The following is an 11884-nucleotide window of genomic DNA, read 5'->3' as shown; positions in this document are numbered from 1 at the left end:
CGGCGCACTCGGCAACCCGTACGGCAACCCATACCGCGGCACGCGGCGTGCGGCGCATCAGGTCTATCCAGGTCGCTTGCGAGGTGCCCGCATGATGAAGCATCTGGGCCGCGCGGCCGCGCTCGCGGGTTTGCTGATCTCTTTGTGGCTGGTCTGGCGCGAAGATCCGCGCGCGGTGCTCAGCGCGTTGCGCGCGGCCGGCGCGGGCCTCGTGCTGGCCGCGTTGGCGCACCTGCTGCCAATGGTCGCCAACGCCTGCGACTGGCGCTCGCTGATTCGCGGCGCGAATCGCCCGAGCTTCGGCAGGATGATGCATCTGGTATGGGTGCGCGAATCGGTCAACTCCATGCTGCCGGTCGCGCGGATCGGCGGCGAACTCGTGGCGTTCCGCATGTTCAAGCGCTGGGGGGTCCGGCCATCGACAGCGGTCGCCAGCACCATCGTCGATATGCAACTGACCTTGATCAGTCAGCTGATGTTCACGATGGTCGGCATCGGCTTTCTGTTCGCCAACGCGCAATCGGGCGCGCTGCGGCTCGCCGGGCAGCTCGCGTGGGGCGTGGTCGCGTTGACGCCGCTGCTATTGCTGTTCGGGCTCGTGCAGCATGCGAATCCGTTCGAGCGCATCACGCGGGTGGCAAACAATATGACGAGCGGCAAGCTGACCGCGCTGGTCGGCCAGTCCGCGCAGATCGATCAATCGATCAAGGTGATCTGGCGACGCCGCGCGGTCGTGCTGCGCTATCTGTTTTTCTGGCAGCCGCTGCAATGCGTGCTGACCTCGCTGGAAATCTGGCTCGCGCTGTATTTCCTCGGCGCGCGCGTGACGCTCGTCGAGGCGATCGTGATCGAATCGCTGATCCAGGCGGTCAGCAGCGCCGCGTTCTTCGTGCCGGGCGGTCTCGGCGTGCAGGAGGGCGCCTTCGTACTGATTGGCGGCGCACTCGGGCTCGATCCCGCCACCTGTCTTGCGCTCGCGGCCGCGCGGCGCATTCGCGACCTGCTGATGTTCGTGCCGGGCCTGATCGCGTGGCAATTGTTCGAGGCGTCCGGCAACGCGCGGCCGCATGCCGCGCCGCACCGCGTCGGCGCCGGGCTGGCCAAACAGCGTTCGGGCGTCGCCGACGTGAACCGCGGCGGCGAGCGGCGCTGAGCGATCGGCGCGCGGTTTCCCGCTTCCCGCTCGCGTCTTCGACGCGCATGCCGCGCGCCGTCAGCGCGGCGCGCGATAGGCCGGAAACGACACCCGCACCGCCAGCCCCTGGCCCCCGATTCCCGCGCCTAGCTGCAGACTCGCGCCGAAATGCTCGGCGATCCGTGCAACGATCGACAACCCCAGCCCGCTGCCGGTCGCCTGATTGCCGGTCGCGCGGAAAAAGCGGTTCGTGAGGCGCGCGAGATCGTCTGGCTCGACGCCGGGACCGTCGTCCCGCACGCTCAGCTGCACGTGCTCGTCGGCGTGGCGCACCGCGACTTCGATATTGCCCCCCGTACGTCCATACTTGATCGCGTTGTCGAGCAGATTGTCGAGCAGGATGCCGATCAGCACCGGCTCCGCATCGATCTCGGCGAGCATGTCGCCGACCAGCATCACGTTGATGTGCTTTTGCTGCGCATTACGCCGGTTCGCGAGCAGCGTATCTCTCGCGATCGCGGCCGGCTTCACCGGCTCGGTGGGCAGCTTCTCCTGCACGTCGAGCCGCGCGAGCAGCAGCAACTGCTCGGCGAGCCGGGCGCTGCGATCGACGCCTTGCACGACGCGCTCCATCGCGAGCCGCTGCAGCCCGATGTCGGGCTCCGCGAGCGCGACCTGCGCCTGCACCTTGATCGCGGCGAGCGGCGTCTTCAGTTCGTGCGCGGCATCGGCGGTGAAGGCGCGCTCGAGTTCGAGCGCATGCTGCAGACGCGCGAGCATCTGGTTGATCGCATCGACGAGCGGGCGCACCTCGAGCGGCGTGCGGCCGATGCCGACCGGTTCCATGCGGTTGATGTCGCGAGAACTGAGCGCGGCCGATAGCACCTTCAGCGGCGCGAGGCTCCAGCCGATGCTGAACCACACGAGCATCGCGAGCACCGGCAGCGCGATCAGCGTGGGCCGTGCGATGCGCCTCGCGATTTCGCTCACCAGGTCGCTGCGGGTATTGGCCGGCTCGAACACGCGCACGCTGTGGCCGAGCACGGTATCGCGCAACGTGAACGAGTGATAGAGCTCGCCGACCAGCATCACGTCTTGCGCGCCGCTCGCGGGCGGCAACGGCAAATCCCACGCGGCCAGCGCGTGCAGTTGCGGGCTGCCTGCCAGCACGACGCCGTCGGCCGAGCGCACCTGGAAAAGCGCATCGCGCGGCAGGGTGTCGTCGTCATCGTAGTTGTTCGCGCCGGCTTCGCCGTTTCGCTCTTCTTCGCGCAGGTCGATGCGCGCATTCGCGAGCGTCATCAGATTGGCCGAATCGAGCAGCGCGAGCATCTGCGCGAGTTCGGCTAGGCGGGCTTGCTCCCATAGGCCGACCTCGCGCGTCGCCTGCCGGTAGCTCGACAGGAGCGCGCCGCCCCAGACGAGCGCGATGCTCGCCAGCACCAGCAGCACGAGGCGCCGCCGGATCGACGGACCGATCATTCTTTCTCCATCACATAGCCGATGTTGCGCACGGTCTTGATCAGATTTGCGCCGAGCTTCTTGCGCAGGTTCGACACATGCACCTCGATCGCATTGCTTTCGATTTCTTCCTGCCAGCCGTACAGGCTTTCTTCGAGCCGCGAGCGCGACTGCGGAATGCCGAGATTGGTCAGCAGTTGCAGCAGAATCGCCCATTCGCGCGATGTAAGCGGCACGCGCGCCTCGTCGATCTGCACTGTTTGCGCGGCCGGATTCACTGTCAGATTCTGGTAACGAATCAGATCGATACTGCGACCTTGTGCGCGGCGCAACAGCGCGCGGCACCGCGCGACCAGCTCGGTGAGATCGAACGGCTTGCCGAGATAGTCGTCGGCGCCCGCTTCGAGACCGCCGACGCGATCGACGACCGTGCCTTTCGCGGTCAACACCAGCACCGGCACGTCATTGCCGGCGTCGCGCATGCGTTTGAGCAGCTCCGTGCCGCTCACGCGTGGCAGGCCGAGGTCGAGTACCACCAATGCATATTGAGTCGTGTCGAGCGCGAGGCCGGCCTTGTGGCCGTCGCGTGCCCAGTCGACCGTGAAGCCGGCCTGGCGAAGGCCCGCTTCGACACCGCAGCCGATGAGCTCGTCGTCTTCTACGAGGAGTAAGCGCATGAGGCAAATATTCCAATGTGAGGATTTATTGCATAACGTCCTGCATTTTTATGCAAGCGGCATTGATGCGTCCATACGAACAATCCGCCGGTGTTTCAAAGTGTAACCACGCCGTTCGTTAGCCGCTTTATGCCATGCCGATGCTTAAGGTTTCCTTCAGCTTGAATCGATACCATCGACGCGCTATAAAATGGTCGTCGCAGATCGTGATGCATGTGCGAGACCAGGTTGTCGTCAGGCCATCGCAACCTGATCGTAAGGACTTCGATGGAGCGACGCGCGAGGCATTCCTTATGCTGGTCGATAGCGTCAATGGACGATATCGACGAGTCCCGCCCAATGCCAGCATCCGGTCAGGCTGCAAGGCCCCGCACGAGGCACGTTATGAAGCGAGTCACCATCGACATGCTACGAGCCCATTTGCTAGTCGCGTCTCTGACCGCCGCAGGCACCGAAGCGCTGCTGTGCATCGCGCTGCCTGTACTGCCGGTCTCTGACGCTTTTTTCGCTTCAGCATCGTTCAGGCTGTCCGCGCTCGCGTTGATCATCGGCGGCGTGGTGATTGCGCGCGAATTCTCCGAGGTCGCCTTCGAGCTCGCGGTGCGGCGCGACTACGCGATTCGCGCTGCTCGCGGCGCATGGCCCGCCGTGATCTCAGCGAACTGTCCACGCCGGTGGCTCGTCGTGCTTCACCTCCGGCTAACGGGGCAACCGTTCGTGCTGGCCGAGCACTGACGGATACGGACGACACACGATGGCGGCCCACGCGTTGATTGCATGTCAATGGCTTCTGTTGGCCGGCTGCGTTAGCGCTTCGATCTACACGGTAGCCGCCGCGCTCGCCATGCCGTTTTTCACCGCGCGGCATAAATCGAACCATCATGGCGGCAGGGCGGTCAATGGCGCGTACGGCGGTTCGCTAGTGGGTTCGTCCGATGGACCAGGCGGGCCGTTCGCGCAGGTCGGTGTCAGCGTGCTGAAGCCGCTGTGCGGCGCCGAGCCGCGTCTCTACGAGAATCTCCGGACCTTCTGCGAGCAGCGGCATGAGCATTTTCAGCTGGTGCTGGGCGTGTCGTCGCCGCACGATCCCGCCATCGCGGTGGTGCGCCGCTTGCAGGCCGCCTATCCCAAGTGCGACATCGAGCTCGCGATCGACACGCGCGTACACGGCAGCAATCTGAAAGTCAGCAACCTGATCAACATGGCCGCACGCGCTCGCCACGACGTGATCGTGATCGCCGACAGCGACATCGCGGTCGACTCCGACTATCTCGACAGCGTCGCCGCGCCGCTCGCGGACCCGAGCGTCGGCGTGGTCACGTGCCTGTACGTCGCGCGCGGCGTCGGCGGCTTCTGGCCGCGCGTCGGTGCGCTGTTCATCAACGAGTGGTTCGCGCCGTCGGTGCGGGTCGCCCATGCGATGGGCTCGCGCCGCTTCGGTTTCGGCGCGACCCTCGCGTTGCGGCGCGCGACGCTGGAGCGCATCGGCGGCTTCGAGGCACTGAAAAACTGCCTCGCCGACGACTACTGGCTCGCCGAGCACGTGCGCGCTCTCGGTCTGCAAACGGTGCTGTCGCGGGTGATGGTCGCCACCGACGTGATCGAGCCGACCTTCGCGGCGCTGTGGCAGCGCGAAACGCGCTGGCTGCGCACGATCCGCTCGGTCAATCCGCCGGGTTTCGTGTCGCTGCTGATCACATTCCCCACGCCGTGGCTGTTGACGAGCGCAGGGCTGACCGTGTCGCTCGCAACCTGTGCTCACGCGCCGTTCGCGGCGGTGGTCGCGAGCGCGTCGGCGACCGCGCTCTGCGTTGGTGCGCGCCTGCTGCTGCATTTGCGTGCGGCGCGCCGTGCGCGCACGTTCTGGCGCGATCTGCCGCTGGTGCCGTTGCGCGATACGCTGCTCGCGCTCCAGTGGCTCGTCAGCGCGTTCGGTTCGCACGTCGTGTGGCGCGGCGAGCGCATGCAGCTCGGCACGCCGTCCGCCGAGCGCAGCGGCCGGCTGGACAGCCTCACGTGATAGCGCGCGGCAAACCGGCCCAGCCGCGCGGACTGATCATCACCGCCGACGATTTCGGCCTGCATCAGCGCGTCAATTTCGCGGTCGAGCGCGCGCACCGCAATGGTGTGCTGCGCGCGGCGAGTCTGATGGTCGGCGCGCCGGCCGCCGAAGACGCGGTTGCGCGCGCGCATACGCTGCCGGAACTGCGCGTGGGCCTGCATCTGGTGCTGGCCGACGGCGCCGCGCTGGCGCAGCGCGAGCAGATCGCCGCGCTGCTCGACGAGAACGGCCGCTTCGGCAGCAACATGGTGCGCGACGGCGTGCGCTTCTTCTTTCTGCCGCACGTGCGCCGGCAACTCGCCTACGAAATCCGCGCGCAATTCGAAGCCTTCGCCGCGACCGGCCTCAGGCTCGACCACGTGAACACGCACAAGCATTTTCATCTGCATCCGACCGTGCTCGGCCTGATCCTCGACATCGGCCGCGACTACGGCATGAAGGCGATGCGTCTGCCGTTCGAAGCGAACGCGCCGCTGTGGCTGCGGCCGTGGGTCGCGCACGTGAAGACGCGGCTCGAGCGCGCGGGGATCGCGCACAACGACTACGTGGTCGGCATTGCGGCGAGCGGGCGCATGGACGAGGCGAGCTGGCTCGCCGCGCTCGCGAATCTGCCGCATGGCGTCGGCGAAATCTATTGTCATCCGGCGCTGGCCGGTGACGCGCTGAGCGAGGGCATGCACGACTACCGGCATGCCGACGAGTTGCAGGCGCTGTTGTCGCCAAAGGTGGCCGCCGCGATCCGCGCGCTCGGCACGCGAGTCGGCGGGTTCGCGGATGTGCTTGCGTAGCGTCATGCTTCGCGAAACGCGGAAAACCCGGGCCGCGCTCACGCCGGCTGCTTTTTCATCAATAGCTTCAGCAACGCCGGCAGCAGCAACAGCACGAGCGGCAACTGGACGATCAGTCCAGAAATGATCGCGATCGCGAGCGGTTGCTGCATCGCCGAGCCTTGCCCCAGCGCGAACGCGAGCGGCAACAGCGCGAGGATTGCGGCGATCGTCGTCATCGCGATCGGCCGCAGACGATTGCGGCCGGCGGCCTGCAACGCGTCGTCGAACGGCATTTCGTCGTCGCGCACCAGCGCCTGCAATTCGGATACGTAAAAGATGGCAACTTCCGTCACGATGCCGATGATCATCGTCATGCCCATCATCGCCGAGATATTCAATTCAATGCCGGTGATCCAAAGGCCGATGAACACCGCGCCGGCAGCGAAGAGCGGCATTGCCAGCACCGCGAGCGCGACACGCAGGCGTTCGTACAGGAACAGCAGCAGGCCGAACACGAGTGCGATCGCGGCGCCGAACACGGTCAAGAGCCCCTTGAAGGCGATCTGCTGTTGCTGGTACAGACCGCCGAGCTCGTAATAGACGCCCGACGGCAGCAGGTCCGCGTTGCCGAGCGCCTTCTGCACGTCGGCGATCGTCGAGCCGAGATCGCGCCCGTCGATGCGCGCAGTGACCGCGACCATCCGCTTCAGATTCGAGCGGCTGATTTCGGGCTGACCGGTGACGCTCACGCGATCGGCGACGCGCTTCAGCGCGAACAGATGCCCGTCCGGCGCGCGAATCTGTAACTGACCGAGTTGCGTATCGGTCATCTGGCGCGCGCCGTTCACGCGCACGCGCACGCCGACCGTTTTCGGGCCGCTCTGGAACTGCGTCGCGACATTGCCTTCGAGCATGTCGGTGACGGCCTGTGCGATCGCCTGCGGGTCCATGCCTTCGGCCGCGGCAGCGGCGGGCAGCATGTGCAGCTCGATCGCGTCGCCGGCCGGGTTGATGCCGTCGTTCACGTCGACGATGCCCTGAATCTGGCCGATGCGCGCGGCAACTCTGCGCGCGGTGGTGTCGAGCGTGTGCGGATCGTCGGAGAAGATCTTGATCTGCACCGGCTGCGGCACCGCGGTCAGATCGCCGATCAGGTCTTCCATCAGCTGCGCGAGCTCGATGCTGACGCCCGGCACCTGCGTGTCGATCTGCGAGCGGATTTCCTCCATCACGGTGTCGATGGGTTCGCGCTTGCCCGACTTCAGGCGCACGAAGAAGTCGCCCTTGTTCGGCTCGTTCAGATCGCCGCCGAGGCCCGCGCCGGTACGGCGCGAATAGGTCGCGACGTTAGGGTTCGCGCGCACGATCTGCTCGATCTGCTTCATCAGCCGGTCCGTTTCGGTGATCGACGTGCCCGGCTGCGTGTGATAGTCGAGCACGAAGCCACCTTCGTCCATGCTCGGCATGAAGCCACTGCCGACGCGCGTGAATGCGAACGCCGCGACGACGATCAACGGCACGACGCCGAGCAGCACGAGCGGCGGCCGTGCGATCACGCGGCCGATCGTCACCGCGTAGCGCCGGTTCAGCCATGCGGCGAAACGGGTTTCCTGGTGCTCCTCGGCGTCTTTGGGCGTGAGCCAGTGGTCGCACAGGATCGGCACCGCGAGCCAAGTGACGAGGAACGAAATGAACAGCGCGCTCGCCATCGTCAGCGACAGCGCCTTGAAAAAGGCTCCCGTCACACCCGACAGAAACGCGAGCGGCACGAAGATGATCAGCGTTGCCGCCGACGAACCCGCGAGCGGCCGTGTGAATTCGAGCGCCGCGGCCATCACGCGGCCATGGAACGCGCGCGCGCCGGCTTCACGCATGCGCCGCACGATGTGCTCGATCATCACGATCGCGTCGTCGATTACGAGGCCCACCGCGGCCGCCATACCGCCCAGCGTCATGATGTTGAAGCCCATGCCGAACACGTCGAGCAGCAGAATCGTCGCGGCCATCACGACCGGCACCAGCGCGACCGCGATCGCGGTGATCTTCCAGTTGCGCAGGAAGAAGAACAGCGTCAACGCCGCGAGCACGATGCCGATCAGGATCGCGTCGCGCACGCTGGTGGCCGACGCGATCACGAGTTCGCTCTGGTCGTACCAGTTCGACAGATGCACGCCCGCGGGCATCTGCGGCTGGAACGCGGCAATCTTCGCGCGGATCGCGCGTGCCATCGCGACGCTGTTGGCGCCGGGCTGCTGGTACACGTTCAGGAGCACCGCATCCTGACCATCGGCGGTGACGCGCATCCATTGCGGCACGACGCCCTGGCGCACCGTCGCGACGTCGCCGAGACGGATCTGCGCGCCGTTCGCATTGCCGTTGACGGCCACGACGACGTTGCGCAGTTCGTCGAGCTGCGTGATCGTCGAGTTCGTGACGACGAGGTACAGCTTGTCGTGATCCTCGATGCGGCCGTTTGCCATCAGCACGTTGCTCGCGCCGATCGCCTTCGATACATCGGCGAGCGACAGCTTGTACGCGGCGAGGCGGGCGGGATCGACCGCGACCTCGAACTCGTCCTCGGCGCCGCCGGTCACCTCGACGCGCGCGACGCCTTCCACCGACGACAGCAGCGGCCGCATCTGGAACTGCGCGAGATCGCGCAGCGCGGACAGCGACTGTTGATTCGACGTGAGGCTGTACGCGAGCACCGGAAACACGGTCGGGTCCATGCGCCGCACCTGCATCGTCGTGCCGGGCGGCAGCGTCGCGAGAATTTCGCTGATCGCCGATTGAGCCTGCAGCGTCGCCTGCGCCATGTCGGTGCCCCAGTCAAAGTTCAGCGAGATCTCCGCGGCGCCACGGCTCGTCGTCGATTCGACGTCGCGCACGTTCGGCACGCGCCGCAGCGCTTCTTCGACCGGCATCGTGACGAGCGTGGTCATCTGCTCGGCGGGGCGGTCGCCCGCGTCGAGCGATACGACCGCGCGCGGAAACGCGACGTTCGGAAACAGCGAGATCGGCAGCCGGAACGCGCTCAGCGCGCCGGCAATCGCGAGCAACGCGATGACGAACAGCAGCGAGCGGCGATGCGTCTGCATCCATTGGCCGAAGTTCATCGCGCGCCATCTCCCGCGGCGCGGACCGCCATGCCGTCTTTCAGCTCGTAGTTGCCGCTCGTCGCGACGCCGAGCATGGGGTCGAGCGGGCCATCGACGCCGTAGCGCTCGCCATTTTCGATCGCGATGTTCACTGCGACGCGATGCGCCTTGTTTTGCGGCGTGATCTGGAACACGTACGCATGCTGCCCATCCTGCAGCACGGCCGCGCGCGGCACGATCCAGTGCGTGCCCGTGCGGGTCGCGATGTCGCCAGAAACGCGTGTGCCGGGGATGAACGGCGTCTGCGCGAGCGGTACCGTCGCGCCGATGTTGACCAGTTGCGATTGCGGATCGATCGCGGCACCGACGAGCACCACACGGCCTTCGATCGACGTCTGCGCGAGTGCCGCGGACAGGCCGTGCAGCGTAACGGCATCGCCGGGATGGATCGCTGCGGCGTCGGTGGGCTCGACGCCGAGCGTCACGTTTGCGCGCGCATCACGGCTCGCGCCACTCGCGAGTTGCAGAATCGCCGCGCCTGCCTGCACCTGGTCGCCCTGTGCCGCCGACAGCTGCAGCACCACGCCGTCGAACGGTGCGGTCACGACCTTGTTGCCGCTCGCGATGCCGCTCTGAGTCTGCGCGGCGAGCGCTTCGCGCGCATCGTCGACGGCCTTGCTCGCGCTCGCGAGCTGCGATTGCGTTGCGAGACCTTTGTCGTACAGCGACCGGGTCCGCGCGAGTTCGCCTTGCGCGAGCGTCAGCGCGCTTCTCGCCTGAGTTGCGGCAAGCACCGCGGCAGGATCGGCCTGGACGACGAACAGCGGCGTGCCGCGCTTGACGGTCTCGCCCGCCTGCACGCGCATCTGTGCAATACGCGACACATAGGGCAGGTTGATCGTCGTCAGGTTCGACGCGCTGGTCGCGACGATCCCGAAGCCGCGCACCGGCTGCGCGATCGCGGCGCGCTGCACGTGCACGGTCTGCACCGCGACCGACGGTTGAGTTTCGCTGGCGGGGTTGTCGTCCGCACGAACCGGATGGACTGCTGCGTACAGCAGGACCGCGCAAACCAGCGGCGCGGCGACGGCCGCAACACGCGGCCATCCGTACCGCGATGAAAACAGGCTATTTCGCATGAGTGTCGATGAAAGTTCGAGCGGGAGTGAAAGCGTCGGGAATCGCGCTGCCGAGCAGCGCCTGCAAGCCGACGCGTTGTTCGTCGAGCGCTTCGCGCAGCGTCGCGACGTCGATGCGTTTCGCGAGCGCGGCGCTTTGCGCGTCGGTGTACGCGCCGAGCGCGAGGTTGTGTTCGGCGTAGGCCGCCGCGGCTTCGCGCGCGGAGCGCTCGACGCCGGGTAATGCGGCTTCGGTCTGCTGCAGCTGCCGTGCGAGAATCGCGCTGTCCTCGCGCAGCCGGGCGACGTCCGCATACGCCTCGTTCAGTCGGGTCTGGTACTCGTCGCGAAGCCGCTGACGGGTCGCTTTTTCGATCGCGACATTGCCCTGATTGCGATTGAAGATCGGCAGACTCAGGTTGATCTGAAAGCCGCTCGTGTAGATGTTCGAGGTGTCGCGCGCCCGCACGAAACCGACCGACAGACTCGGGAACTGGCTCAGAATCGCCGCGCGGTATTTCTGCTCCTGCGCTTCGTAGCCGGCCTGTAGCGCGATCAGGTCGGGGCGGCGGTGCGCGAGCTCGGCGAGCGCTGAGTCGAGCGTGGCGTCGGAAAGCGGTGCGACTTCGTCGTCGTGGCCTGACTGCAACTGCAATTGCACGTCGGGCGCGAGACCCAGCAGAGCGTTCAGATCGTGATGGGTTTGCGCGGCCGCGCGCTCGGCGTCCGTATACTGCTTGCGCGCGTCGCTGTAAGCGATGAGCGCGGCGGTGAGCGTATCGTCGGTCAGATTGCCGTCCGCGCGCGCCGCGGCCATGCGCTCGTAACGGGTGCGCGCGAGTTCGCGTTGCTGTTGCAACAGCGGCAGCGTGCGCTGCTGAAAGCAGCTCTTCACGAACAGCTGGCGCGCCTGCGCGACGACCTGCCACTCCTGCCACAGAAGGCCGAGATCGGTCTTCGCCAGCGTCGCGTCGGCGGACTGTTTGTTCGCGCTGCGCAGCACGATCGCCATCACGTCGATGCTGAGGCCATAATTGAACGCGCGCGTGGTGCCGGCCGCGCCCGGATAGTCGCTCGACACGCTCAGTTGCGGATCGGGCAGCAGACCCGCCGAATAAGCCTGCGCGCGGGCGATGCCGAGATCGTCGCGGGCCAGCTTCAGATCGGGGTTGTTGGCGACCGCGAGCATCGCGACTTCGTCGATGTCTAGCCCGTCGGCGGGATCGAACCGATGCGTGGCCAACTCGGGCAGCGGCATGCTCGCGGGATCGATGCGCACCCGTTCGAGCGATCGCGCGGACGTCGAGGTGACCTGCGGCGCGAGCGGTTCGCGGTGATAGGTCGCGCAGCCGCTCATCAGCAGCGCGCACAACGGCATCAGCGCGCGCCGACGCAGCGCCGTCACGGGATGGAAATCAGGCAAAATCCGGCTCCTGCGAATCATCGGAAGGGGCGAGCGACCCGCGAACGAGGCCTCGCAATGGGAGCCGATTTTCCGAAGCGCGCGCTTAAGACAGGCTTAACGTCGAATCGCGTCACCCGAGCCGCGCGAAATCGGCGCCG

Annotated in this window: 9 protein-coding genes; 4 read left to right on the top strand and 5 right to left on the bottom strand. The window is 66.6% G+C overall.

Annotated elements, in window-relative coordinates; genetic code table 11:
- The first annotated feature begins 91 nt into the window (after positions 1 to 91).
- Positions 92 to 1153, top strand: a complete 1062-nt coding sequence (locus tag AB3X95_RS03755; protein WP_176369186.1) for a lysylphosphatidylglycerol synthase domain-containing protein — start codon at positions 92 to 94, stop codon at positions 1151 to 1153.
- Between the two features lie 60 nt (positions 1154 to 1213).
- Here the strand turns inward: AB3X95_RS03755 and AB3X95_RS03750 are convergent, their stop codons facing one another.
- A complete protein-coding gene (locus AB3X95_RS03750) occupies positions 1214 to 2617 on the bottom strand; it encodes an ATP-binding protein (protein ID WP_176369185.1) in 1404 nt (467 codons plus the stop codon).
- On the bottom strand, positions 2614 to 3273 hold the full coding sequence (locus tag AB3X95_RS03745; protein ID WP_176125991.1) for a response regulator: 660 nt from the start codon (positions 3271 to 3273) through the stop codon (positions 2614 to 2616). The genes AB3X95_RS03750 and AB3X95_RS03745 overlap by 4 nt, the downstream gene beginning before the upstream one ends.
- Before the next feature lie 384 nt (positions 3274 to 3657).
- Here AB3X95_RS03745 and AB3X95_RS03740 point away from each other — a divergent pair, with 384 nt between their 5' ends.
- The 3 genes from AB3X95_RS03740 to hpnK are packed head-to-tail and all read left to right on the top strand — an operon-like array spanning position 3658 to position 6123.
- Positions 3658 to 4008, top strand: a complete 351-nt coding sequence (locus AB3X95_RS03740) for a hypothetical protein (protein WP_368620707.1) — start codon at positions 3658 to 3660, stop codon at positions 4006 to 4008.
- 19 nt (positions 4009 to 4027) lie between these two features.
- Positions 4028 to 5293, top strand: coding sequence for a bacteriohopanetetrol glucosamine biosynthesis glycosyltransferase HpnI (gene hpnI / locus AB3X95_RS03735; RefSeq protein ID WP_176369184.1), 1266 nt, complete (start codon positions 4028 to 4030; stop codon positions 5291 to 5293).
- Positions 5290 to 6123: a hopanoid biosynthesis-associated protein HpnK gene (hpnK, locus tag AB3X95_RS03730; protein ID WP_368620706.1), complete on the top strand. Its 834-nt coding sequence runs from the start codon at positions 5290 to 5292 to the stop codon at positions 6121 to 6123. Before hpnI ends, hpnK begins: the two co-directional genes overlap by 4 nt.
- A gap of 38 nt (positions 6124 to 6161) precedes the next feature.
- On the opposite strand, the gene AB3X95_RS03725 is transcribed toward hpnK, so the two are convergent.
- The 3 genes from AB3X95_RS03725 to AB3X95_RS03715 are packed head-to-tail and all read right to left on the bottom strand — an operon-like array spanning position 6162 to position 11744.
- Positions 6162 to 9221, bottom strand: a complete 3060-nt coding sequence (locus AB3X95_RS03725; RefSeq protein WP_368620705.1) for an efflux RND transporter permease subunit — start codon at positions 9219 to 9221, stop codon at positions 6162 to 6164.
- Positions 9218 to 10342, bottom strand: a complete 1125-nt coding sequence (locus AB3X95_RS03720; RefSeq protein WP_368620704.1) for an efflux RND transporter periplasmic adaptor subunit — start codon at positions 10340 to 10342, stop codon at positions 9218 to 9220. The genes AB3X95_RS03725 and AB3X95_RS03720 overlap by 4 nt, the downstream gene beginning before the upstream one ends.
- Positions 10332 to 11744 carry a TolC family protein gene (locus AB3X95_RS03715; RefSeq protein WP_368620703.1) on the bottom strand — a complete coding sequence of 471 codons (1413 nt, stop codon included), beginning with the start codon at positions 11742 to 11744 and terminating at the stop codon, positions 10332 to 10334. The genes AB3X95_RS03720 and AB3X95_RS03715 overlap by 11 nt, the downstream gene beginning before the upstream one ends.
- Between the last annotated feature and the right edge of the window lie 140 nt (positions 11745 to 11884).

Source organism: Paraburkholderia sp. BR13444 (genome assembly GCF_040948755.1).
Classification (GTDB): Bacteria; Pseudomonadota; Gammaproteobacteria; order Burkholderiales; family Burkholderiaceae; genus Paraburkholderia; species Paraburkholderia youngii.
Note: the sequence above shows the minus strand (reverse complement) of the source record. Positions and strands in the feature narration are given on the sequence as shown.

Coding starts and splice junctions, on each gene's coding strand:
- AB3X95_RS03755 (WP_176369186.1), top strand. CDS start 92: ATGATGAAGCATCTGGGCCGCGCGGCCGCGCTCGCGGGTTTGCTGATC.
- AB3X95_RS03720 (WP_368620704.1), bottom strand. CDS start 10,342: ATGCGAAATAGCCTGTTTTCATCGCGGTACGGATGGCCGCGTGTTGCG.
- AB3X95_RS03750 (WP_176369185.1), bottom strand. CDS start 2,617: ATGATCGGTCCGTCGATCCGGCGGCGCCTCGTGCTGCTGGTGCTGGCG.
- AB3X95_RS03745 (WP_176125991.1), bottom strand. CDS start 3,273: ATGCGCTTACTCCTCGTAGAAGACGACGAGCTCATCGGCTGCGGTGTC.
- AB3X95_RS03740 (WP_368620707.1), top strand. CDS start 3,658: ATGAAGCGAGTCACCATCGACATGCTACGAGCCCATTTGCTAGTCGCG.
- AB3X95_RS03725 (WP_368620705.1), bottom strand. CDS start 9,221: ATGAACTTCGGCCAATGGATGCAGACGCATCGCCGCTCGCTGCTGTTC.
- hpnI (WP_176369184.1), top strand. CDS start 4,028: ATGGCGGCCCACGCGTTGATTGCATGTCAATGGCTTCTGTTGGCCGGC.